The sequence below is a fragment of the Pseudomonas sp. FG13 genome (assembly GCF_057809755.1).
Window position 1 is genome coordinate 20,909 of the sequence record NZ_JBMDKO010000045.1, and the last position, 22,873, is coordinate 43,781.

22 protein-coding genes are annotated in these 22,873 nt (G+C 61.9%); 19 read left to right on the forward strand and 3 right to left on the reverse strand.

The annotated features are described in order from the left end of the window. The 5 genes from modC (at position 1) to ACODTO_RS24520 (ending at position 3,788) form a co-directional block, all read left to right on the forward strand. Positions 1-1,080 carry a molybdenum ABC transporter ATP-binding protein gene (modC, locus tag ACODTO_RS24500; protein ID WP_489107189.1) on the forward strand — a complete coding sequence of 360 codons (1,080 nt, stop codon included), beginning with the start codon at positions 1-3 and terminating at the stop codon, positions 1,078-1,080. A 235-nt stretch (positions 1,081-1,315) separates the two neighbouring features. Beyond that, positions 1,316-2,371, forward strand: a complete 1,056-nt coding sequence (locus tag ACODTO_RS24505; protein WP_489107190.1) for a DNA topoisomerase IB — start codon at positions 1,316-1,318, stop codon at positions 2,369-2,371. Positions 2,372-2,476: 105 nt separating this feature from the next. After that, a complete protein-coding gene (locus tag ACODTO_RS24510; protein ID WP_139648624.1) occupies positions 2,477-3,040 on the forward strand; it encodes an ATP-dependent Clp protease proteolytic subunit in 564 nt (187 codons plus the stop codon). A 274-nt stretch (positions 3,041-3,314) separates the two neighbouring features. Next, a complete protein-coding gene (locus ACODTO_RS24515; protein WP_139648623.1) occupies positions 3,315-3,497 on the forward strand; it encodes a con-10 family general stress protein in 183 nt (60 codons plus the stop codon). Between the two features lie 63 nt (positions 3,498-3,560). Next, positions 3,561-3,788: a hypothetical protein gene (locus ACODTO_RS24520; protein WP_139648622.1), complete on the forward strand. Its 228-nt coding sequence runs from the start codon at positions 3,561-3,563 to the stop codon at positions 3,786-3,788. A 41-nt stretch (positions 3,789-3,829) separates the two neighbouring features. On the opposite strand, the gene ACODTO_RS24525 is transcribed toward ACODTO_RS24520, so the two are convergent. Continuing rightward, positions 3,830-4,363: a DUF3087 family protein gene (locus tag ACODTO_RS24525; protein ID WP_489107191.1), complete on the reverse strand. Its 534-nt coding sequence runs from the start codon at positions 4,361-4,363 to the stop codon at positions 3,830-3,832. Positions 4,364-4,580: 217 nt separating this feature from the next. Here ACODTO_RS24525 and ppnN point away from each other — a divergent pair, with 217 nt between their 5' ends. Next, positions 4,581-5,954 (forward strand): nucleotide 5'-monophosphate nucleosidase PpnN, encoded by a 1,374-nt coding sequence (gene ppnN, locus ACODTO_RS24530; protein ID WP_139648620.1) that lies wholly within the window; start codon positions 4,581-4,583, stop codon positions 5,952-5,954. Between the two features lie 127 nt (positions 5,955-6,081). Here ppnN and ACODTO_RS24535 read toward each other — a convergent pair whose 3' ends face one another. Further along, the gene (locus tag ACODTO_RS24535) at positions 6,082-6,747 is read right to left on the reverse strand and encodes an HAD-IA family hydrolase (RefSeq protein WP_489107192.1); all 666 of its coding nucleotides are present in this window, start codon (positions 6,745-6,747) and stop codon (positions 6,082-6,084) included. 143 nt (positions 6,748-6,890) lie between these two features. Next, the gene (locus ACODTO_RS24540; protein WP_489107193.1) at positions 6,891-8,237 is read right to left on the reverse strand and encodes an MATE family efflux transporter; all 1,347 of its coding nucleotides are present in this window, start codon (positions 8,235-8,237) and stop codon (positions 6,891-6,893) included. A 746-nt stretch (positions 8,238-8,983) separates the two neighbouring features. On the opposite strand from ACODTO_RS24540, the gene ACODTO_RS24545 reads away from it, so the two are divergent. From ACODTO_RS24545 to ACODTO_RS24605, 13 genes are all read left to right on the forward strand, one after another. After that, positions 8,984-9,895 carry a methyl-accepting chemotaxis protein gene (locus tag ACODTO_RS24545; protein WP_434007073.1) on the forward strand — a complete coding sequence of 304 codons (912 nt, stop codon included), beginning with the start codon at positions 8,984-8,986 and terminating at the stop codon, positions 9,893-9,895. Between the two features lie 11 nt (positions 9,896-9,906). Then, entirely contained in the window at positions 9,907-10,275 is a 369-nt protein-coding gene (locus ACODTO_RS24550; protein WP_003203044.1) for a response regulator, read from the forward strand. Positions 10,276-10,290: 15 nt separating this feature from the next. Next, on the forward strand, positions 10,291-10,575 hold the full coding sequence (locus ACODTO_RS24555; protein WP_175362164.1) for an STAS domain-containing protein: 285 nt from the start codon (positions 10,291-10,293) through the stop codon (positions 10,573-10,575). A gap of 37 nt (positions 10,576-10,612) precedes the next feature. Continuing rightward, positions 10,613-12,703: a chemotaxis protein CheA gene (locus tag ACODTO_RS24560; RefSeq protein WP_489107194.1), complete on the forward strand. Its 2,091-nt coding sequence runs from the start codon at positions 10,613-10,615 to the stop codon at positions 12,701-12,703. A 33-nt stretch (positions 12,704-12,736) separates the two neighbouring features. After that, on the forward strand, positions 12,737-14,395 hold the full coding sequence (locus tag ACODTO_RS24565; RefSeq protein WP_175362162.1) for a methyl-accepting chemotaxis protein: 1,659 nt from the start codon (positions 12,737-12,739) through the stop codon (positions 14,393-14,395). A gap of 38 nt (positions 14,396-14,433) precedes the next feature. After that, a complete protein-coding gene (locus tag ACODTO_RS24570) occupies positions 14,434-14,970 on the forward strand; it encodes a chemotaxis protein CheW (protein WP_024778565.1) in 537 nt (178 codons plus the stop codon). Beyond that, entirely contained in the window at positions 14,967-15,803 is an 837-nt protein-coding gene (locus tag ACODTO_RS24575) for a CheR family methyltransferase (RefSeq protein ID WP_489107195.1), read from the forward strand. Before ACODTO_RS24570 ends, ACODTO_RS24575 begins: the two co-directional genes overlap by 4 nt. Before the next feature lie 8 nt (positions 15,804-15,811). Further along, entirely contained in the window at positions 15,812-16,309 is a 498-nt protein-coding gene (gene cheD / locus ACODTO_RS24580) for a chemoreceptor glutamine deamidase CheD (protein ID WP_139648612.1), read from the forward strand. Positions 16,310-16,311: 2 nt separating this feature from the next. After that, entirely contained in the window at positions 16,312-17,379 is a 1,068-nt protein-coding gene (locus ACODTO_RS24585) for a protein-glutamate methylesterase/protein-glutamine glutaminase (RefSeq protein ID WP_175362160.1), read from the forward strand. A 629-nt stretch (positions 17,380-18,008) separates the two neighbouring features. Then, positions 18,009-19,616, forward strand: coding sequence for an ABC transporter permease (locus ACODTO_RS24590; RefSeq protein ID WP_373682518.1), 1,608 nt, complete (start codon positions 18,009-18,011; stop codon positions 19,614-19,616). Between the two features lie 10 nt (positions 19,617-19,626). Beyond that, on the forward strand, positions 19,627-20,931 hold the full coding sequence (locus ACODTO_RS24595; protein WP_139648608.1) for an ABC transporter ATP-binding protein: 1,305 nt from the start codon (positions 19,627-19,629) through the stop codon (positions 20,929-20,931). A 60-nt stretch (positions 20,932-20,991) separates the two neighbouring features. After that, on the forward strand, positions 20,992-22,044 hold the full coding sequence (locus tag ACODTO_RS24600; RefSeq protein ID WP_139648607.1) for a sensor histidine kinase: 1,053 nt from the start codon (positions 20,992-20,994) through the stop codon (positions 22,042-22,044). Continuing rightward, positions 22,037-22,666, forward strand: coding sequence for a response regulator transcription factor (locus tag ACODTO_RS24605; protein ID WP_464709237.1), 630 nt, complete (start codon positions 22,037-22,039; stop codon positions 22,664-22,666). Before ACODTO_RS24600 ends, ACODTO_RS24605 begins: the two co-directional genes overlap by 8 nt. The last annotated feature ends 207 nt before the right edge of the window (positions 22,667-22,873 follow it).

Consider the following 22,873-nt stretch of genomic DNA (forward strand, 5'->3'; position numbering starts at 1 on the left):
ATGATTCAGGCGCGTTTGCAGCTCGACCAGGGCGATTTTTCCCTGGACCTGGATGTGCAACTGCCGGGCCGGGGCGTGACGGCGTTGTATGGTCCATCCGGCTCCGGCAAGACCACCTGCCTGCGCTGCATCGCAGGCCTGGAGCGCGCGCCACGAGGCTTCGTGCGGATCAACGGCGAGGTGTGGCAGGACAGCGAGCGCGGTATGTTCGTGCCGCCCCATCAACGGGCAGTGGGATATGTGTTCCAGGAGGCGAGCCTGTTCAGCCATCTGTCGGTGCGGGCCAACCTGGCATTCGGTCTCAAGCGCATCGCCCCGGGGCAACGGCGGGTGGACATGGACCAGGCCACCGAACTGCTGGGCATCGGCCACTTGCTCGACCGCCAGCCCCACAACCTGTCCGGCGGTGAGCGCCAGCGGGTGGGCATCGCCCGCGCCCTGCTGACCAGCCCACGCCTGTTGTTGATGGATGAGCCGCTGGCCGCGCTCGACACCCGGCGCAAGAACGAGATCCTGCCCTACCTGCAACGGCTCCACGATGAGCTGGACATCCCGGTGCTGTACGTCAGTCATTCCCAGGACGAAGTGGCGCGCCTGGCCGATCACATTGTGTTGCTCGACGGTGGCCGCGCGCTGGCCAGCGGGCCGATTGGCGAGACCCTGGCGCGGCTCGACCTGCCGCTGGCCCTGGGGGATGACGCCGGCGTGGTGATCCAGGGCACGGTCAGCGATTACGACCCCGCCTATCAATTGCTCACCCTGACACTGCCCGGTAGGCCGCTGCACGTGCGGGTGGCCCATACGCCGCTGGCCATCGGACAGCCGCTGCGCTTCAAAGTCCAGGCCCGGGACGTCAGCCTCAGCCTGGCGAACGATGCCCAGACCAGTATCCTCAATCGCTTGCCGGTCACGGTGACCAGCGAACTGGCCGCCGACAACGCCGCCCACGTGCTGATCCGCCTGGAAGCCGCCGGCACACCGCTGCTGGCCCGCATCACCCGCTATTCCCGCGATCAGTTGGCGTTGCACCCGGGGCAGGTGCTGTGGGCGCAGATCAAGGCGGTGGCGGTGTTGGCCTGAGCTGTAGACGCGGCCTGACAGCCGACCGGTCTTTTGAAGCGTTCGCTATTCCCTGTGGGAGCGAGCCTGCTCGCGATAGCGGTGGTTCAGTTGCATTGATGCTGAACGTACCGCCGTCATCGCGAGCAGGCTCGCTCCCACAGGGGTTCTGGGTGTTCTCAGAATTTCGGCACGACCGCAACGGGCCGCGGTCAATGAATCCATAGGCCACCGCATAGCTGCCAAGGATTTCTCCATGCCCGACACTCCGCTGCCCGAAGCATTGCCGGCCGATCTGCATTATGTCGACGACACCGGCCCCGGTATCACCCGCAGGAAGTTACGGGGCAAGTTCTGTTATTTCGATCCTCAGGGTCAACGTATCACCGATGCGGCCGAAATCCAGCGCATCAATGCCCTTGCGGTGCCGCCAGCCTATACCGATGTGTGGATCTGCACCGACCCGCGCGGGCATCTCCAGGCCACCGGCCGGGACGCACGCGGGCGCAAGCAATACCGTTACCACGCGCGCTGGCGCGAGGTGCGCGATGCCGACAAGTATTCGCGGATGCTGGAGTTCGGTCGCACCCTGCCCCGCTTGCGCAAACGCCTGGAGGCGATTCTCGCGACACCCGGTTTCAGTCGCGACAAAGTCATGGCCACCGTCATCACCTTGCTGGACGTGACCTTGATCCGCGTCGGCAACAGCCAGTACGCCCGGGAGAATCGCTCTTATGGCCTGACCACCCTGCGCAGCAAACATGTCGAGGTCAACGGCAGCGCCATCGCCTTCCAGTTCCGTGGCAAGAGCGGCGTCGAGCACCAGATCACCGTGAAGGACCGGCGCCTGGCACGGATCATCAAGCGCTGCCAGGAAATACCCGGGCAGAATCTGTTCCAGTACCTGGACGAACACGGTGAGCGCCACGCCATCAGTTCCTCGGACATCAATGCCTACCTCAAGACCCTGACCGGCGCCGAGTTCACCGCCAAGGATTACCGCACCTGGGCCGGCAGTGCGGCGGCCCTGGCAGGCTTGCGGACGTTGGGCTGGGAAACCGAGACAGAAGCGAAAAAACACATCGCCGAGATGGTCAGGCAGGTCGCCCGGCAATTGGGCAATACGCCGTCCGTCTGTCGCAAGTGCTACATTCATCCTGCGGTGCTGGAAGGTTTCCTGCTCGGCACGTTGAAGCAACTGCCCAAGCCCCGGGCCCGTAAAGGTCTCAGCGAAGAAGAAGCCGGGCTGGCGATTTTTTTGCAACGGGTGATGCAAGCCACGCAAGCGTGCGAGTCGGAGTTCGGAAGCTGACACGACCCGAACAATGGTCTCTCCCTCAGGAACATCCAGCCAACGGTGAACTCCCAACTGTACGGTCCCGCAATACCTCACGCGTGAAATCGACAGGAGTCCTCGATGTCTGAACACATTGTCCATTTTCATTGCCAGATCGATCAGGGAACCACCGAACGTTTCCGCGACAACTGCCTGGAGGCGATCGAGAAAGGCGCAGATTCACTGATGCTCAATCTCTCCACGGTCGGCGGCAGCACCAACTTCGGCTTCACCCTCTACACCTTCATCAAGTCCCTCCCCGTGCCGGTGCGTGCGGTAAACGCCGGCAATATCGAATCCATGGGCATCGTCATGTACCTGGCCGCCAGCGACCGCACCACAACCCCTCATTCGCGCTTCCTGATCCATCCCATGAACTGGTATTTCGGCCAGAAATCGGTGGATCACTCGCGTCTGCGCGAATACCTGTCCAGCCTGGACAACGACGTCGCGCGATACGTGGAGATCTACGTCAAGGAAACCGCCGGGGCTGCCACGCAGCTGGATATATTCAAATGCCTGTGCAATGAGGAACGGGTCATTCCGGCGGAAAACTCCCTGGCCTTCGGCATCGCCCACCGGGTCGAACAGGTGGTCTTCCCCACGGACGCCAGGCACTGGAAAGTCAGCGGTGGTGAGGATTGAGGCCCCGGGTGGCGCAACGCCTGTCAGTTAAGCCACCGTTTGTGGGAGCAACGCTCTTTTAATGCGATTAACAAAATGAGGTATTCCTTGCTTCATTATAAAAATATTCAATTCCCTATAACTACGAAGCGAAGCGGCGAGACAACTCTTTTAATTAACATCCAATGACCATTCGTCGCCAGTACAACGCTTTTATTAAACTTCCTTCGCCACTTACCTTTCACATTTAATGCGAGGCACGTTGCTCGCTTAAACCAGTATGAGGATTCTCGAAATGGCTAACAGCGGAAACAAAAACCCAGGCAACTTCGCAAATGATCGTGAAAAAGCATCTGAAGCCGGTAAGAAAGGCGGACAGGCATCGGGCGGCAGCAACACCAACGACCGCCAAAAAGGCTCTGGCGCTGGCAGCAAAGGCAGCGAACGCGGCCAAAGCGGCGCTGGCAGGAAGTCTTAACCCCTGAGACCCGCTGGGGCGCAGCCTTGCTGCGCCCTGGTGCTCGATGAGTCGAGGTGAAGCATGAGCAACCAGGAGCGGTTCATCGTCAGCTTTATCGCCAACGGCCAACCTGATAGCCGCGTGATGGAAGCCGACAGCGAGACATTGAGTGTCAGCGAAGCCGAAGCCCTGTTAAGAGTTTCTTTCAGTGAACTCCAAGACGTTCAATTGAGTGATGTTCAAGTTCAGAAAAGAACACGCCCCATTGAACAGGAACATGGCGTACCCGGACACTTTAAACAGCCATAGCTGATAGTGTTTAAATGTTTATCAGGTTATCCGATAGCCGATCAACGCTGCGCATAAGTCTTCTTCAGCGTATCGATCCACGCCAGGTCCAGGCTCGACTGCTCAGTGTCCAGGCCCATCCCCCGCATCGTCTCCGCATGTCCATCGGCTTCTCGCACCAGCGCCTGCTGATCACTTGAGTTGGCATCCAGGTGATGCATCTGGGCCAGCCCCAGGTGATAGAACCGCAACACCTTCATGGCGACCGGATCCCGGGCCTGTACGCCGTCCGTCACCTGATGCATGACGTTGGTGACGCGCATCAGATTGCGCTTGAGTTGCCAGCCGTACACCGCCGCCGCCATCCAGGGTTGCCTCCAGAGATACAGACGCATTAGCGCGGCCATCACCAGCACTGCCACAATCACCCCGCCGAGGTTGAAGCGAAAATTATCGGCCCCAGGCGTGCCGAACAGCATCACGGCCAGGCTGGACAACAGCATGGCCAGCGCCAGGAACACCACGGCGATGATCAGTGTGCTGCGGCGGGTCTGCTGTCGGTAGAGGTCGGCGTCCCACGGTTTGATCTCGAACATCGCAGTGCAATTTCCTTGTACGGGACAAAAAGAGTCGAGCATTATCGCCTGCCCGGCCGATTTAGCTATGCTGGGGCTCATTTTGTGCGGCAGACGAGCCGAAGGAACCGGATCAAAGTCCATGGCGATACCACAAGGATCGTGCGATCTTTGCGCGGGGACGTTTTTTTCAAGATGCCGTCGTTGTGTGCACGGCATCGTTTTCAAGGAAAGCTGAATGACTCAAAGACATGTAATCAACGCTTCAGTGAGCCCGAAAGGCAGCCTGGAGACCCTGTCCCAGCGCGAAGTCCAGCAACTGAGCGAAGCCGGTTCCGGCAGCATCTATACCTTGTTCCGCCAGTGCGCCCTGGCCATCCTCAATACCGGCGCCCATGTCGACAACGCCAAGACCATCCTGGAGGCCTACAAGGACTTCGAGATCCGCATTCATCAACAGGACCGTGGCGTGCGCCTGGAACTGTTGAACGCGCCGGCCGACGCCTTCGTCGACGGCGAGATGATCGCCAGCACCCGGGAAATGCTGTTCAGCGCCCTGCGCGACATCGTCTACACCGAGAACGAGCTGGACAGCCAGCGCATCGACCTGAGCTCGTCCCAGGGCATCAGCGACTACGTCTTCCACCTGCTGCGCAACGCCCGCACCTTGCGTCCAGGTGTAGAGCCGAAAATCGTCGTGTGCTGGGGTGGTCACTCGATCAACACCGAAGAATACAAGTACACCAAGAAGGTTGGCCACGAACTGGGCCTGCGCAGTCTGGACATCTGCACCGGCTGCGGCCCGGGCGTGATGAAGGGCCCGATGAAAGGCGCGACCATTGCCCATGCCAAGCAACGCATCCATGGCGGCCGCTACCTGGGCCTGACCGAACCGGGCATCATCGCCGCCGAGGCGCCAAATCCGATCGTCAACGAGCTGGTGATCCTGCCGGACATCGAGAAACGCCTGGAAGCCTTCGTGCGTGTCGGCCATGGCATCATCATCTTCCCGGGCGGTGCCGGTACGGCGGAAGAGTTCCTGTACCTGCTGGGCATCCTGATGCACCCGGCCAACCAGGACCTGCCCTTCCCGGTCGTGCTCACGGGGCCGAAAAGCGCCGCGCCGTACTTCGATCAGTTGCATGCCTTTGTCGGTGCGACTCTCGGCGAAGCGGCCCAGAAGCATTACCAGATCATCGTCGACGACCCGGCCGAAGTGGCACGGCAGATGACTCAGGGGCTCAAGGAAGTGAAGCAGTTCCGCCGCGAGCGCAACGACGCCTTTCACTTCAACTGGCTGCTGAAGATCGATGAAGGCTTCCAGCGTCCGTTCGATCCGACCCACGCCAACATGGCCAGCCTGGGCTTGAGCCTCGACCTGCCGTCCCATGAGCTGGCCGCCAACCTGCGCCGTGCGTTCTCCGGGATCGTGGCCGGTAACGTCAAGGACAAGGGGATCCGCCTGATCGAAGAACACGGCCCTTACGAAATCCACGGCGACCCCGCCATCATGGAACCCCTCGACCGCCTGCTCCAGGCCTTCGTCGCCCAGCACCGGATGAAACTGCCGGGCGGCGCGGCCTATGTGCCGTGCTATCGCGTGGTGACCTGACCCTCCGGAACACCCGGCCCCTTGTGGGAGCGAGCCTGCTCGCGATAGCGGTGGTTCAGTTGCATTGATGCTGAATGTACCGCCGTCATCGCGAGCAGGCTCGCTCCCACACAGGGGTCTGCTGCGGCTACAGAATTGTGTTCAGCTGCATCAATCCTGATGCATCCAATCCAACGCCAAGCCCAAGGTAATCCTTGATCGACGGATGGACAGTGTCCACCGGATGCACGTGCGTCGCCGTCACCACCATCACATCCGCTCCCGCCGCCTCGCCGGCCCGGATACCGGCGTCGGCATCCTCAAACACCAGACAATCCTCCGATGCCACTCGCAACCACTCGGCAGCCAATCGATAACAGGCGGGGTTGGGTTTGCCGTCGCTGACATCTTCGGCGGTGACCATCACGGCGGAACGCGGGATGCCGGCGGCCTCCATCCGACGCAAAGCCAGTGCCATAGGGGCCGAGGTGACGATCGCCCAGCGCTCGGGAGGCAGGCCATTCAAGAACGCCACGGCGCCCGGCACGGCCACCACGCCTTCGACGTCTTCGATTTCCTCCCGGGTAATCCGCTCGGCTTCAGCCTGGGCGTCCACGCCCGGCAGATGTTGGCGCGCGATGGTGTCGATGGCCCTCACGCCATGGATGGTGGGCAGGAACGCCGCCACGTCCACGCCGTGGCGCAGCGCCCAGCGGGTCCAGATCCGCTCGGCGGCGGCGATGGAGTTCAGCAGGGTGCCGTCCATGTCGAAGAGAAAAGCGTGGTAGGCCTTGGATGAGTGCTTTACGGACATCGGATTCTCACAGTCAAAACATTGGTCCCCGGTGGGAGCGGGCTTGCTCGCGAATGCGTCGGCACCGTCGATTGGAGGTTGCCTGACACACCGCTATCGCGAGCAGGCTCGCTCCCACAGGGGGGCTATGGTGTCTGGGGTATTTATACCAACCGCTCGATCGACTGATGTTGCCAGACCCGTTTGTAATACAGCACCTGCAGCAACAACATGCTCAGGTACGCCACGGGAAACGCTATCCATACCCCTTCCAGGCCGAAGTGAGCGTCGAGCAGGTAAGCCGCCGGCACCTGCACGCCAATGATGCAGAAAATCGAAATCGCCACCGTCGGCAGCACCGTGCCGCTGGCGCGCATGATGCCGCTGACGATGGCCTGGAAACCGAACACCAGCAAGCTCCAGAGCATGATGTGCAGCAGGTGTTCGGCCTGGACCCGTGCCGCCGGGTCGGTGATGAACAACCCCAGCAGCCAATGGGACAACAGGTACCCCAGCAGCACCAGTCCCCCCGTCAGGTAGACGTTGATCAGCAGCCCCGTGCGCAGGATCGGCCCCAGGCGCTCCAGGCGTCCGGCGCCAATGGCCTGGGCACCGAGGATCGAGGCACTGATGGCAATCGACAACGCCGGGAACTGCACGTAGTTGACGATCTGCGTCACCGCGCCGTAGGCCGCCGTGGCCTGTGAACCGTGGCGATTGACCAGCGCCAGGATCACCAGTTCCGACAGGGAGATCACCACCATCTGCAACCCCGTCGGCAGGCCGATGCGCAGCACCTTGGCGAGGATCTCCCGGTCCAGGCGCATCGCCGCGAACAACGCCCAGTCCGGTGCCAGGGCATGCTCACGACGGTTCAAGCGCCACGCCAGCAACACCATGGCCGACGCCGTGCCCACCAGCCCCGCCAGTGCCGCGCTCTGGATGCCCATCTGCGGCAAGCCCAGCCAGCCACGAATCAGCGCCGGGGTGAGCAGCATCCCGACCCCGGTGGACACCATCAACGCCAGCAACGGCGTCAGCGTATCGCTGACCCCGCGCAACAGCTGGGTGAACAATACGAACACCAGCAATATCGGCAGAATCCACATCATGACCCGGGCATAGGCAACGGCGTCTTCCAGCACATCCGCCGGCGTGCCCAAGCCTTGCAGGGCCTGACGCGTAAAGACGCTGCCGAGCACCGCCGCCACCAGTCCGATGATCGCTCCCAACAACAGCGTCGAGCCGGCAATCGCCTTCACCGTGCCGGTTTCCCGGGCGCCGTAGGCCTGCCCGATCAACACCCCGGCCCCCGCGCCCAGGCCGATCACCAGTGCAATGAAGAAAAACAGGATTGGAAACATCCCCGACACCGCCGCCAGTGCCTGGGTGCCGAGCATCTGACCGATGTAGATGCTGTTGAGCGTGCCGGACATGGACTGCAGGAAATTGGACAGGACCATGGGAATGAGGAACAGGAGGTAGGTTTTCCAGAGCGGCTGGGTCGGCATGGGGGCTCTTGATGGCAGGTTCGACGATTCAGGTGTCGGTAATTTAGCGCAATCCTGAGCAACCTGTGGGAGCAAAGCTTGCCCTAATGCCAGTCAGTCAAGGATCAAACGGCGCAAAAACTGTGGGAGCTAAGCTTGCTCGCGATAGCGGCAGACCAGCCAAAATGGTTGCTGGCAGACTTACGGCAATCGCGAGCAAGCTTTGCTCCCACAGGTTCGTGTATCAGGGCAAGCCTTGCTCCCACAGGTTTCATCCCGTCGGCCCGATTCGACATTTCACAGACTGTAGCTAACCTGAAGTAGCACAGTGCCACGCCCTGAGTAGGCCCTTGCCTACAGATGTCAGAAATCGGACGACTGGTCTTCAAGACAAATCCGAGGTCGCAGATAACCAGTTATTCGCCAATAACCTGTTAGCAACACTGTTCAAGGACCGAACCATGACGTCGTATCCACACGGTCATTCCTTTTCCTCCAACCTACCTCGCCTCCTCTGGAGTCCCGTGCTCGTGGCGGTTGCCGCCACCGCCGGCGTGCTGCTGCTCAACGAAACGAACGCACAAAACATCGGTTTCAGCGCAGCGCTGCTGGTCCTTGGTCTCGGTGTTGGCGTATGGGGCGCGCGCGCGCAGCGCCGGCAATTGGATCACGCGGTCACCGCCGCCACCGCCCGGCATGACCTGCACACCATCGAACACGCCAATCACAAAGCCAGCACGCAACTCAACGAAGTCATCCTCGGGGCCATGCCGATCTGGGCCAAGCAGGTCGAAAGCTCCCGGCAACAGACCGAGGCCGCGATCGTCTCGCTGACCAGCCGCTTCACCGGCATTTCGTCACGCCTGGAAGAAACCGTGCAAGCCTCACAACTGGCCGCCGGTGAGCTGGCCGGGAAAAGCAGTGGCGGCGCCGTGCAGGTGCTGGCCCAGAGCGAGAATGAACTGGTGCGGGTGATCGACTCCCTGAAAGCCACCCAAGCCAGCCGTGACGAAACCCTGGCCCAGGTGCGCAACCTTACCGCCTACACCGGCGAGCTGCGGACCATGGCCGCCGACGTCGCCGCGATTGCCGCGCAAACCAACCTGCTGGCCCTCAACGCCGCCATCGAAGCCGCTCGGGCCGGTGAAGCCGGGCGCGGTTTCGCGGTGGTGGCCGACGCCGTGCGCAGCCTGTCGAGCAAGTCCAGCGAGACCGGTCAGCAGATGTCGGCCAAGGTCGACATCATCAATACCGCCATCACCCAATTGGTCCAGGCCGCCTCCAGTGGCGCCGATCAGGACAGCCAATCGGTCTCTACGTCCGAGGACAGCATCCAGCACGTATTGGAGCGTTTCAAAAACGTAACCGGGCAATTGGCCCAGTCGGCGGACCTGCTGCAGCAGGAAAGCTTCGGCATCCGCGACGAACTCACCGAGGTGCTGGTCAGCCTGCAATTCCAGGATCGGGTCAGCCAGATCCTCAGCCATGTGCGCGACAACATCGAGGACCTGCACGTGCATATGCAGCAGGCCAGCCAGTCGCCCGACCAGGCCGTGTCCATCGATGCCCGCCAATGGCTGGCCCGCATGGAAACCACTTATGCCACCGACGAGCAACGCCGCAACCACCACGGCGACTCGGGCGTGCAACAAGCTTCACAGGAAATAACCTTCTTTTAGGAGAGCCGTTCATGGCTAAAAGTGTATTGGTTGTCGACGACTCCGCGAGCGTTCGGCAGGTCGTCGGCATTGCGTTGAAAAGTGCCGGCTACGACGTGATCGAAGCCAGCGATGGCAAGGATGCGCTGGGCAAGCTCAACGGGCAGAAAGTGCACCTGATCATCAGTGACGTGAACATGCCGAACATGGACGGCATCACCTTCGTCAAGGAGGTCAAGAAGCTGGCCAGCTACAAGTTCACGCCGATCATCATGCTCACCACCGAGTCCCAGGAATCGAAGAAACAGGAAGGCCAGGCGGCAGGCGCCAAGGCCTGGGTGGTCAAGCCGTTTCAACCCGCGCAAATGCTGGCGGCGGTTTCCAAACTGATCCTTCCTTGATGGCCGGAGGCTGTGATGCCGCTGCTGTACGAAACACAGGGTGACACCGCACAGGTGCAGATCGACGGCGAGCTGACGATCTACACCGCCGCCGACCTGGCCGCGCAATTGCTGCCATGCCTGGGCAATGCGCCGGCCATGGAGCTGGACCTGTCACAGGTGACCGAAATGGACGGCGCCGGCCTGCAACTGCTGCTGATAGCCCTGCGCGAGGCGCCGAAGGCCGGCACCCAGTTGACCCTGACCGCTCGCAGCAAAGCTGTCAGCGAAACGCTCGAGCTGTGCAACCTGCTGGCCTAGCCCTGCATCACCGCCCGACACGACAAAGGATATGAGCGTGAGCATCAATCTCGACCAGGCACAACAAACGTTCATCATCGAGGCACGGGAGCAGTTGCAGGCAATGGAAGAATCCCTGCTGCAACTGGAAAACGACCCGGCCGACGATGACGCCATCGGTGCGATCTTCCGTGCGGCCCACACCATCAAGGGCTCGGCCGGACTGTTCGGCCTGGAACCGATCGTCAGCTTCACCCACATCGTCGAAGATGTGCTCGATCGCCTGCGCAACGGCAGCGTCGAGGTAGACACCGGCCTGATCGCCGTGCTGCTCAAATCCAGCGACCACATGCTGGAACTGATCAACGTGGTGGCCAACCAGGGCGGGACGTTGACCCCGCCGGCCCTGAAACGGGAGATGGAGCTGTGCCAAGTCCTGCAGGAGTACCAGGCGCCCCCGCCTGACGACGCGCCGGCACCGGCGGCTGAAACCACAACGCAGGAGCCGTCCGAAACGCGCCTCTGGCACATTTCCCTGCGCTTCGGCCAGGACGTGTTCCGCAACGGCATGGACCCACTGTCGTTCCTGCGCTATTTGCAGACCCTCGGTGAAATCGTCCACCTCGACACACAGACAGAGACGTTGCCCAGCGTCGAAGCCTTTGATGCCGAATCCTGCTACCTGGGGTTCGACATCGACTTCCGTTCGGCCGCCAGCCACAGCGCAATCAATGAAGTCTTCGATTTCGTCCGGGAAGATTGCCTGATCGAGATCGTGGCCGTCGACGAGCGTGCAAACACCGGACTGGTCGCCACCGCCCAGGAATCGAACGACGAGAGCACGGCGCTGGTCGCCACCGGCGAACTGCTGCCGGACCAGCGCAAGACGCCGCGAACGGCGGCCCAACTTCCTGCCGAAAGGCCACCGGCCAGCAGTGAAAACAAAGCCAAGGATGGCGCCTATGTGCGGGTCAATGCCGACAAGCTCGACGAACTGATCAACCTGGTGGGTGAACTGGTCATCGCCAGTGCCGGCACCAGCCTGCTGGCCCGCAACTGCCACGACGACTCGTTGCAGGAAGCCACCTCGACGGTGTCCGGGTTGGTGGAAGAAATCCTCGACGGTGCGTTGCGCCTGCGCATGATCCCCATCGGTGAAACCTTCAACCGGTTCCGCCGGGTGGTGCGTGATGTCAGCCAGGAACTGGGCAAGGACATCGACCTGATCATCAGCGGCGCGGAAACCGAACTGGACAAGACCGTGGTGGAAAAAATCGGCGACCCGCTCATGCACCTGCTGCGCAACGCCATGGACCACGGCATCGAGACCGCCGAAGCGCGGCTGGCCGCCGGCAAGCCAGCCAAGGGGCATCTGCACCTCAACGCCTACCACGACTCGGGCAGCATCGTGCTGGAGATCGCCGACGACGGCGCCGGCCTGGACCGCGACCGGATCCTGGAAAAGGCCCAGGAGCGTGGCCTGGTCGCCCCAGGCGCCAGCCCGACCGACCAGGAGATCTACAACCTGATTTTCGAACCCGGCTTCTCCACCGCCCAGTCCGTCACCAACCTGTCGGGGCGGGGCGTGGGCATGGACGTGGTCAAGCGCAACATCACCCTGCTGCGCGGCACCGTGGACCTGGACAGCCAGCCGGGCCGGGGCACCGTGGTGCGCATCCGGCTGCCGCTGACCCTGGCGATCATCAATGGCTTCCTGGTGGGCATCGATCAGTCCACCTATGTCATTCCACTGGACATGGTCCAGGAGTGCATCGAGCTGAGCGAAGACGACGGCACCGCCAGTCGCGAACAGGGCTACCTGGATCTGCGCGGCGAGGTGCTGCCCCTGGTGTACCTGCGCGACCACTTCAATCACGAAGGCCGGGCTTCGCGCCGGCAGAACGTGGTGGTGGTGCGTTATGCCGAACTCAAGGCCGGCCTGGTGGTGGATGACCTGCTCGGCGAATTCCAGACTGTCATCAAGCCCTTGGGCAAGTTGTTCGGCGCACTGCGCGGCATCAGTGGCTCGACCATCCTGGGCAGCGGTGCCGTGGCCCTGATTCTCGACGTGCCGGCGCTGCTCACCCAGATCGCCCAGATAGAAAACCGCTACACCCCTACCCAATTCTCACAAGCCAACGCTCGCTGACGCTTTAGCAACTCCATGGAGAGGTATTTCCCAATGAAATGGTTCTACGATCTTAGAATCGCCACCAAACTGATCACCTCATTTCTTGTGGTGCTGGCCCTGACCGCCGTCATGGGGGTGTTCTCGATCATCCAACTGGGCGAAGTGAACGGCACCACCACCGAAATCCGTGAAAACTGGATGCCGTCCATGCGCGCGGCATCCGGCATGCGTTTCTACGCTGCGAACTATCGCCTCAAGGAAAACCGTCACATCACCGCTGATTCCGAGCAGGAACGCACCACAGTCGAACAGGAAGCGGAAGAAGCCAGGAAAGGTTTCGAGACCCGTATGGCGACCTACGAAAAACTGCTTTCCAACGCCGAAGACCGTCAGCTGTTCGAGACAACCCGCAATGACTGGGTCGCCTATCTGGCGATCAGCAAAGACCTGATGGCACTGTCCCGGCAAAACCTCACCGAGCAAGCCCATGCGCTGCTCAAGGGCGAGTCCCGGCGTCGTTTCGAGCTGGTGACCAGTGACCTGCAGAAACTGGTGGAACTCAATGACGTCGGTGCTGGCGCGGCCAGCGAACGCGGCACGGCACTGTTTGAAAAATCACGTCTGTCGATCATCGCCGTGCTGGCTGCGGCCCTGCTGATCGGCCTGGGCCTGGCGCTGTTCATCTCCCGGATCATTTCCCGTCCCTTGAAGCAAGCCGCATTGGTGGCCGAACAGCTGGCCGAAGGCAACCTGAACGCGAAAATCGAGGCCGGCTCCAAGGACGAAACCGGCATGGTGCTCAACGCCATGCAGAACATGGTGGGCAAGCTGTCCCACATCATCGGTGAAGTGCGCAACGCCGCGGACAACCTGGCCAGCGCCTCCGAAGAGGTCAGCGCCACCGCGCAGTCCATGAGCCAGGCCACCAGCGAACAGGCGGCCAGCGTCGAGGAAACCAGCGCCTCCATCGAGCAGATGAGCGCCAGCATCAACCAGAACACCGAGAACGCCAAGGTCACCGACGGCATGGCCAGCAAGGCCGCCAAGGAAGCCACCGACGGTGGCGAATCAGTGCAGCAGACCGTGGTGGCGATGAAGAAAATCGCCCAGCGCATCAGCATCATCGACGACATCGCCTACCAGACCAACCTGCTGGCGCTCAATGCCGCCATCGAAGCCGCCCGTGCCGGCGAGCATGGCAAAGGCTTCGCCGTCGTCGCCGCCGAGGTACGCAAACTGGCCGAGCGCAGCCAGGTCGCCGCCCAGGAAATCGGCGAACTGTCCTCCAGCAGCGTCGACATGGCCGAGAAGGCCGGCAATCTGCTCGATGAGATGGTGCCCTCGATCAACAAGACCTCGGACCTGGTGCAGGAAATCAGCGCCGCCTCCGAAGAACAGGCCGCCGGCGTGGCGCAGATCAACACCGCCATGACCCAGCTCAACCAGGTGACCCAGCAGAACGCCTCCAGCAGCGAAGAACTGGCCGCCACCGCCGAGGAAATGAGCAGCCAGGCCGAACAACTGCAACAGGCCATGAGTTTCTTCACCCTGGACACGCCGCCCAAGTCGGCCAGCCTGCCAGTGAAGGTCGACCACACACCCGGACCGACCAGCCGCAAGCCGGCCCGGGCCTCGGTGACCACTCTGCCCAAGGCGTTCGCCTACAACATGGCCGGCGCACCGGACGAATCCGAATTCACCCGGTTCTGACGGTCCGCTTGCACAGGCTCGCTTAAAGGAGAAAAGCCATGGGCGCCATCGCTACTACCCGTCAGACCGCCATCGCGGTCGAGGAAGAAGCGCAATACCTGACATTCATGCTCGGCACAGAGATGTTTGCCATCGGCATCCTCTGCATCAAGGAGATCATCGAGTACGGCAACCTGACCGTGGTGCCGATGATGCCGGCGTTCGTCCGCGGGGTGATCAACCTGCGCGGCGCGGTCGTGCCGGTGGTGGACCTGTCGGCCCGTTTCGGTAGGCAGAACTCGTCGATCACCCGGCGTTCGTGCGTAGTGATCATCGAGGCCAACACCGAAGACGGCCACGCCCAGGACATCGGCCTGCTAGTGGACACAGTGTCGGCGGTGCTGGAAATCCCGGCCTCGCAGATCGAACCGCCACCGAGTTTCGGGGCGAAGATCCGTGCTGACTTCATCAGCGGCATGGCCAAGGTCGACGGCAAGTTCGTGATCGTGCTGGAGGTGGGGCGTGTGCTGTCCATCGACGAAATGTCCCAACTGGCCGAAGCCAGCCCCACCGCGCTGGAGTTTGAAAGCCAGTGAACGCCGACACCTGCAAGGAACGCACCGTGACCTCACTGGCCCTCAGTGATCGAGAGTTCAGCCAGTTTCAATCCTGGCTGTACAAGGCTGCCGGCATCAACCTGTCCGACGCCAAGAAAGCCCTGGTGGCCGGACGTCTGTTCAAGCGCCTCAAGCACTATGAACTGGGCAGCTACGGCGAGTATTTCAAACTGATCATGAACGGCCAGCGCAGCGATGAATTGCAGGTGGCGCTGGATTTGCTCACCACCAACGAAACCTACTTTTTTCGCGAACCCAAGCACTTCGATTTCCTGCGCCAGCATGTACTGCCCAAGGCGACACCGGGCAAGACCTTTCGCCTCTGGAGCGCGGCCAGTTCGTCGGGAGAAGAACCCTACAGCCTGGCGATGACCCTGGCCGAAGGGCTGGGCACCACACCTTGGGAAGTGATCGGTTCGGACATCAGCACCCAGGTGCTGGCCAAGGCGCGCTCCGGGCACTATCCGATGGAGCGCGCCCGCACCCTGCCCCAGCCGCTGCTGAAGAAATACTGTCTCAAGGGCACCGGCAGCCAGCAAGGCACGTTCCTGATCGACCGGGCGTTGCGCAACCGCGTCAACTTCGTCCAGGTCAACCTCAACGACACCCTGCCGGAGCTGGGGGAGTTCGATGTGATTTTCCTGCGCAACGTCATGATCTATTTCGACCAACCCACCAAAAGCAAAGTGGTTGCCCGACTGATCCCCCGACTCAAGTCCGGGGGGTATTTCATCGTGAGCCATTCGGAAAGCCTCAACGGGGTTTCCGATGCCTTGAAGATGGTGATGCCATCGATTTATCGCAAACCATGAGCGCCGCCATGCAACCCGCGACAAGGGACGTTGCCGAAGTCTACCTGGCACCGGGCGAATTCCGCTTCGCCACGTGCCCGACCCGGCTGCGTACGATCCTCGGTTCCTGCGTGGCGATCACCTTGTGGCATCCCGAACACCGGATCGGCGGCATGTGCCATTTCATGCTGCCCAGCCGCATACGCTGCTCCACGGCCCTCAACGGCATGTACGCCGACGAAGCCATCGAACTGTTCATCCGTGAGGCGCGGGTCCATCATACCGAACCCGAGGAGTACCAGCTCAAGCTGTTCGGCGGCGGCGAGATGTTCCCCGAGCTGCAACGGCATGTCCCCTTTGGTGATGTCGCGCGGCTGAACGTCAATGCGGCGTTGGAAATGGCCGCCCTCTACCGCCTGGACCTGATTGCCCAGGACATGGGCAGCACCGGCTACCGCAACATCATCTTCGACCTGTGCAGCGGCGATGTGTGGGTCAGGCACCAACCGATAAGGACCCGGCATTAACCATGTCAAAAAAGATCAATGTATTGCTGGTGGATGACTCTGCCGTGGTTCGCCAGGTATTGCTGGCGATTCTCAGTGACACCCCGGATATCCACGTCATGGGCGCGGCCTCCGACCCGATTTTCGCCATGGAAAAACTGGCCCGGGAGTGGCCCGACGTGATCGTGCTGGATGTGGAAATGCCACGCATGGACGGCATCACCTTCCTCAAGAAAATCATGAGCGAGCGCCCGACTCCGGTGGTGATCTGCTCGTCCCTGACCCCCAAGGGCGCGGAAACCACCTTGCAGGCGATGGCCGCCGGCGCGGTGGAAATCATCACCAAGCCCACCAGCGGCTTGAAGAGTTTTCTGTTGGAGTCAGCGGCGGAACTGGTGGCGGCAATCAGGGGGGCCGCCCAGGTCAACGTCCGCAATCTGGGCAAGCGTCCCGCGCCACTGGTACCGGCCGTCAAGCTCAACGCCGATGCCATGCTGCCCGCCGCGAACGGCCACGCCATGGCGCAGACCACTGAACGCATCGTCGCCCTCGGTACCTCCACCGGCGGCACGCAAGCCCTGGAGGCGGTGTTGACTGCCCTGCCGCGGGTGTGTCCGGGGATCGTCATCGTCCAGCATATGCCGGAAAAATTCACCGCCTCGTTCGCCGCCCGGCTCAACAGCCTGTGCCAGATCGAAGTCCGCGAAGCCCGCAACAACGACCGCATCCACCCGGGCCTGGCACTCATCGCCCCCGGCGGCAAACACATGATGGTGACCCGCAGCGGCGCGTTCTATCACGTGCAGGTGGTGGACGGGCCGCTGGTCAATCGCCATCGCCCGTCGGTGGACGTGCTGTTCCGCTCAGTGGCCAAATTCGCCGGCCGCAACGCCACCGGCGTCATCATGACCGGCATGGGCGACGACGGCGCCCGCGGCCTGAAGGAAATGCTCGACGCCGGCAGCGCCACCGTGGCCCAGGACGAAGCCAGCTGCGTGGTCTTCGGCATGCCCAAGGAGGCCATCAAACTCAACGCCGCACAACGGGTGATGGGGTTGCAGGAGATTGCGCAGGTGATTTTGCATCGGTAGCCATCGGGGGCTTTGTGGCGAGGGGATTTATCCCCTCGCCACAGGCATCTACACCGGCGGAATCGTCGCAAGCACGCCAATCAGCAAGGTCAACGCCAGGAAACCACCCAGAAAAATTGCCATCTTCGTCATAAGCACTCCAGAAAGAAACACACAGCAAGCAGCCACTTCATAACCCCTGTGGGAGCGAGCCTGCTCGCGATGACGTCGGCACAGTCAACTTCCTTGCCGACTGACAGAGCGCCATCGCGAGCAGGCTCGCTCCCACAGGACTCTGAGGTGAACTCGGTTTCCGATGAATACCTCGCAATATTCTGGCTTGAAACTCAGGTTGCATTACAGCCGCACCTGTCAGCAAAAAAACCGGATCAGATCCCCTTGCCACGCCCCTCGATATACCAACGTATATTTTCCCGCCCTTAATCTCAGTGGTCATCGCCAGAGGCTGGACTTAATCTCGCCGCACTCAAACACCGACGATACAGAAGAGGTGCACGATGCGCTCTCCACTCGCCGCCTCAGCATTGACCCCTTTCAAATACAACGAGCCAGGTGCCTGGTGGGCTGATGTCACGCTGGTTGGCCTCATCGTGGTGCTGGTCGTATTCATTACCTACGGCGTCGAGCAAATGAACCAGCCGCTCGGTGTGCTGGATGCCTCGCCGCTGTCACTCGATCTGGCCCACTTGCCGGGATACACCCTGCGTACCACCTTGCGCATGTTCATCGCGCTGTTTGCGTCCTTTGTGTTTTCCCTGCTCATCGCCACGTTGGCGGCGAAAAGTCGCAAGGCCGCCCTGGTCATCCTGCCGGCACTGGATGTTCTTCAATCCGTGCCGGTCCTGGGGTTCCTGACCTTCACCGTGGTGTTCTTCATGGGGCTCTTCCCAGGCAAGGAGTCCGGGGTGGAGTGCGCAGCGATCTTCGCCATTTTCACCAGCCAGGTCTGGAACATGACCTTCAGCGTCTATCAATCACTGAGGACCGTACCCAACGATCTCTACGAAGTCAGCCGGCAGTTTGCGTTTTCGCCCTGGCAGCGGTTCATCAGGCTGGAGTTGCCCTTCGCCACGCCAGGGCTGGTGTGGAACATGATGATGTCCATGTCCGGTGGCTGGTTTTTCGTGGTGGCGTGCGAGGCCATTACTGTGGGCAACACCACCGTGAATTTGCCGGGGATCGGTTCCTGGCTGGCGCTGGCGATCGAACGCAAAGACATCGTCGCGACCGCCTGGGCCGTGCTGGCCATGGCCGTGGTGATCATGCTCTACGACCTGTTGTTCTTCCGGCCGATCGTGGCCTGGGCGGACCGGTTTCGCTTCGAGCAGACCGCCTCCCAGAAGCGCCCTCGCTCCAGGGTCTACGACCTGCTGCGCTCGACTCGCCTGGTGCCCTTGGCGCTGCTGGCACTGGGCAGTCTCAGGAGTTCCTTATTCCTGGACAAACTCCCCACGCTGCCCCGCCTGCGCTTCAAGGCCAGTGCCCGTTTCAGCCGCACGACCGACCTACTCTGGATTGCCTTGATCGTCCTGGCCTGCATGGCCGGAATCTTTCAGTTGTCAGCCTTCATTAGCAGTACCTTGGGCCTGGAGGACGTCATCAGCGCCGTCAGCCTGGGGCTTGCCACCCTGCTGCGCGTCGTCGTGCTCATCGCGCTCGCCAGTCTGGTCTGGGTACCCGTCGGCGTGTGGATCGGCCTGAACCCGCGCTGGGCCGAACGCCTGCAGCCCATCGCACAACTGTTGGCGGCCTTTCCCGCCAACGTGCTGTTCCCGTTTGCGGTGGTCGCCATCGTTGCCTTGAAACTGAACCCCGATGTCTGGCTGTCGCCGCTGATGGTGCTGGGCACCCAGTGGTACATCCTGTTCAACGTGATCGCCGGGGCCAGTGCGCTCCCAACCGACCTGCGAGAAGCCACCCGCAGCTTCCACCTGCGCGGTTGGCAATGGTGGCGACAGTTCGCCCTGCCCGGCGTCTTTCCCTACTACGTCACCGGCGCCCTGACGGCGGCGGGCGGATCGTGGAACGCCAGCATCGTCGCCGAGGCCGTGTCCTGGGGTAACGAGCATCTGTACGCGTCGGGGCTCGGCGCCTTCATTGCCCAGGCCACCGAGGCGGGAGACATGCAACGGGTGGCGCTGGGGGTTTCGGTCATGGCGATCTTTGTCGTGGGTTTCAATCAACTGCTGTGGCGTCCCTTGTATGGTTTCGCCGAGCGCCGACTGCGAATCGATTGAGGATGAACCAATGCAAGTGATGGAGAAGCGCTGCCTGGTCGACGTGCAGCAAGTGGGTCATGTCTATGGCACGGCCGGCGGCGCCGAGCGGCGGGTCCTGGACGATGTCTGCATGCGCCTGAACGAGGGCGAAATCGTCGGTCTGCTGGGACGCTCGGGGTCTGGAAAGTCGACCTTGCTGCGCTCCATCGCAGGCCTGATTTCGCCGACCGCGGGCGTGGTTGAATTCCCCGTCGATGCCCAGGGATCAGCGAGTTCGGTACGCATGGTGTTCCAGAGCTTCGCCCTGTTTCCCTGGCTGACGGTATTGCAGAACGTCGAGGTCGGCCTCGAAGCCTTGAACGTGCCGGTGCCCGAGCGCCGCCGACGGGCCCTGGCCGCCATCGACATGATCGGTCTCGACGGCTTTGAAAGCGCCTTCCCGAAGGAGTTGTCCGGCGGCATGCGCCAGCGTGTCGGCCTGGCGCGGGCGCTGGTGGTCGCCCCGGATGTGCTGTTGATGGACGAGCCGTTCTCCGCATTGGACGTGCTCACCGCCGAAACCCTGCGCACCGACTTGCTGGACCTGTGGCGCGAAGGGAGGATGCCGCTCAAGTCGATCATGATGGTCACCCATAACATCGAAGAAGCCGTGCTGATGTGCGACCGGATACTGATCTTTTCCTCCAATCCGGGGCGCATCATGAAGGAAATCAGCGTCGACCTACCCCAGCCGCGCAATCGCTCCGACCTGGCGTTCCAGGCCTTGGTGGAACACATCTACGTGCAGATGGCCGGTGGTGGACGTGCGGATTCTCCACGCCAGGGTGTGTTTGCAGGTACGGGCGTGGGCATGGTCTTGCCGTCGATCTCCACCAACGCACTGGCCGGATTGATCGAAGCGGTCCAGGATCACCCCTTTGACGGCCAGGCCGATCTGCGGGAGCTTGCGGGGGCGCTGCGCTACAGCGACAGTGATCTTTTTCCGGTCGCTGAGGTGCTGCAGCTGATGCGTTTCGCCGACCTGCATGATGGGACCCTCACCCTGCTACCCGCCGGGCATCGCTACGGGGAGTCGGATGTCGATGAGCGCAAGCAATTGTTCGCCCGGCACCTGCTCCGGTATGTCCCGCTGGTGGGGCATGTGCGAAGAGTACTGGACGACCGCCCTACCCGCACGGCGCCCGCCCGACGTTTCCGGGACCAACTGGAGGACTTCATGTCCGAGCACGACGCCGCCCACACCCTGGACTGCGTCACGCAGTGGGGACGCTATGCGGAACTGTTCGCCTACGATGAAGTGGCCGATCAGTTCAGCCTGGACAATCCGTCCTGAGGTGATTCAAATGACAAGGTCGAAGCCCGGCCGGATCGAGCGATACGAGATGAATATTCAATGAGAAAAACTCAATGGGCGCTGCGTCTGCTGCTTCTGCTGGGGCTGGCGCTCGGCATCGCGGCGATAGACACCATCACCGATCTCGAGATCGCCGTGGGAGTCTTCCAGATAGTCGTGGTGCTGATTGCCGTGAGGATCCTGCCAGCGCGTGCGGTCGCGGGCGTATCGTTCATTTGCATGGTGCTGACGATCTTCAGCTATCGGCTGACACGCTTCGGTGATTCGGAGGCCGGCCAGATCAACGTGCTGATCAGCCTCGCCGCCATCGCCGGCACGACCTACCTGGCCCTGCGCCTGTCGGCCGCCATCGAAACCGTGCATCGAACCCGCGCACACCTGGCACACATCGCTCGGGTCAACATGCTGGGCGAACTGGCCGCCTCCATCGCCCACGAAGTGAACCAGCCCTTGGCCGCCGTCGCCAACAGCAGCGGCGCCTGCCTGCGCTGGATGGCAACGGAGCCACCCAATTTGCCCAAGGCCCGCCTGGCGGTGGAACGCATCATCGCCGATACCCATAGGGCCAGTGAAATCATCACCCGCCTGCGCGGCATGGCCCGGCACCAGGCCCCCACCAAGCAATGGTTGAACGTCGCCGACACGGTCAATACCGCCCTGCGACTGTTGGCCGGAGAACTGAACGAGCAAGGCATCACCCTGCGCGTGCATATCCAGGAAGGCCTGCCGCCGATGCTGGCGGATGAAGTGCAGATCCAACAGGTGATATTGAACCTGGCGATGAATGGGATCGACGCGATGCGCCAGGTCGACGCCGACCAGCGGTTCCTGGAGTTTCATGCCGTGCTGGAGTCCGGTCAGCAACTGTTGTTTTCCGTGTCCGACCAGGGCAAGGGCCTGTCTGGAAACGACCACGAGCGGGCGTTCGACGCGTTCTACAGCACCAAGCCAGACGGCATGGGCATGGGCCTGGCCATCAGTCGCTCGATCATCGAGGCCCATGATGGGCGTATCTGGGTATCCAGCAACCCGCAATCCGGCGCAACCTTCCACTTCACCCTGCCGGCGGTGACAAGAGAATCCGATGACTGAGCCCCAACTTGCCGAAGCGATGGTGTACATCGTTGACGACGACAGCTCCGTACGCGTCTCACTGCAAGACCTGCTGGCCTCCGTGGGCCTGCCGAGCATGGCTTTCGCCTCGGCGCGCGAATTCATGGACGCCACGCTGCCAGACATCCCCGCCTGCCTGATCCTCGACGTGCGCATGCCGGGGATGAGCGGGCTGGACTTCCAGCAGGAAATGGCCCGCTTGAACCTCCAGCTCCCCGTGATCTTCATCACCGCCCACGGCGACATCCCCATGTCGGTAAAAGCCATGAAGGCCGGGGCGCTGGAGTTCTTGACCAAGCCCTTCCGTGAGCAAGACCTGCTCGACGCCATCAGCCAGGGCCTGAACCGCGACAGGGAACGGCGCAAGGCCGCCTCGGTGATGGATGACTTGAAACGGCGCTATGACAGCCTGACTGACGGCGAACGGGACGTGATGGAGTGGGTGGTGTCAGGCTTGCTGAACAAACAAGTGGCCGGACGCTTGGGGTTGAGCGAAGTGACCGTGAAGGTCCGGCGCGGCGCGTTGATGCGCAAGATGGATGCGGACTCGTTGGCGGCGTTGGTCAAGATGTCGGAGCGGCTCAAGGGTATGAGTCACTAAGGAATCCCGAGGATCTGCTTTTGTGGGAGCTAGCCTGCTCGCGAAGACGGCAGCACATTCAACACCGATGCCAACAGACCCACCGCTATCGCGAGCAGGCTCGCTCCCACAGGGGATCTGGGGCGAACTCAGGTCATGTAGCCAGGCCACAATCCAATGTGGGAGCAACTGTCTTACCTTGCCGCCCATCACCGCCATTCAGTGCCG

Excerpts from the sequence above, each read along its gene's own strand:
- ACODTO_RS24550 (WP_003203044.1), top strand. The coding sequence starts at position 9,907 with ATGGCTAAAAGTGTATTGGTTGTCGACGACTCCGCGAGCGTTCGGCAG.
- ACODTO_RS24505 (WP_489107190.1), top strand. The coding sequence starts at position 1,316 with ATGCCCGACACTCCGCTGCCCGAAGCATTGCCGGCCGATCTGCATTAT.
- ACODTO_RS24595 (WP_139648608.1), top strand. The coding sequence starts at position 19,627 with ATGCAAGTGATGGAGAAGCGCTGCCTGGTCGACGTGCAGCAAGTGGGT.
- ACODTO_RS24510 (WP_139648624.1), top strand. The coding sequence starts at position 2,477 with ATGTCTGAACACATTGTCCATTTTCATTGCCAGATCGATCAGGGAACC.
- ACODTO_RS24605 (WP_464709237.1), top strand. The coding sequence starts at position 22,037 with ATGACTGAGCCCCAACTTGCCGAAGCGATGGTGTACATCGTTGACGAC.
- cheD (WP_139648612.1), top strand. The coding sequence starts at position 15,812 with ATGCAACCCGCGACAAGGGACGTTGCCGAAGTCTACCTGGCACCGGGC.
- ACODTO_RS24555 (WP_175362164.1), top strand. The coding sequence starts at position 10,291 with ATGCCGCTGCTGTACGAAACACAGGGTGACACCGCACAGGTGCAGATC.
- ACODTO_RS24590 (WP_373682518.1), top strand. The coding sequence starts at position 18,009 with ATGAACCAGCCGCTCGGTGTGCTGGATGCCTCGCCGCTGTCACTCGAT.
- ACODTO_RS24570 (WP_024778565.1), top strand. The coding sequence starts at position 14,434 with ATGGGCGCCATCGCTACTACCCGTCAGACCGCCATCGCGGTCGAGGAA.
- ACODTO_RS24520 (WP_139648622.1), top strand. The coding sequence starts at position 3,561 with ATGAGCAACCAGGAGCGGTTCATCGTCAGCTTTATCGCCAACGGCCAA.
- ACODTO_RS24545 (WP_434007073.1), top strand. The coding sequence starts at position 8,984 with ATGCCGATCTGGGCCAAGCAGGTCGAAAGCTCCCGGCAACAGACCGAG.
- ACODTO_RS24515 (WP_139648623.1), top strand. The coding sequence starts at position 3,315 with ATGGCTAACAGCGGAAACAAAAACCCAGGCAACTTCGCAAATGATCGT.
- ACODTO_RS24540 (WP_489107193.1), bottom strand. The coding sequence starts at position 8,237 with ATGCCGACCCAGCCGCTCTGGAAAACCTACCTCCTGTTCCTCATTCCC.
- modC (WP_489107189.1), top strand. The coding sequence starts at position 1 with ATGATTCAGGCGCGTTTGCAGCTCGACCAGGGCGATTTTTCCCTGGAC.
- ACODTO_RS24600 (WP_139648607.1), top strand. The coding sequence starts at position 20,992 with ATGAGAAAAACTCAATGGGCGCTGCGTCTGCTGCTTCTGCTGGGGCTG.
- ACODTO_RS24565 (WP_175362162.1), top strand. The coding sequence starts at position 12,737 with ATGAAATGGTTCTACGATCTTAGAATCGCCACCAAACTGATCACCTCA.
- ppnN (WP_139648620.1), top strand. The coding sequence starts at position 4,581 with ATGACTCAAAGACATGTAATCAACGCTTCAGTGAGCCCGAAAGGCAGC.
- ACODTO_RS24525 (WP_489107191.1), bottom strand. The coding sequence starts at position 4,363 with ATGTTCGAGATCAAACCGTGGGACGCCGACCTCTACCGACAGCAGACC.
- ACODTO_RS24535 (WP_489107192.1), bottom strand. The coding sequence starts at position 6,747 with ATGTCCGTAAAGCACTCATCCAAGGCCTACCACGCTTTTCTCTTCGAC.
- ACODTO_RS24585 (WP_175362160.1), top strand. The coding sequence starts at position 16,312 with ATGTCAAAAAAGATCAATGTATTGCTGGTGGATGACTCTGCCGTGGTT.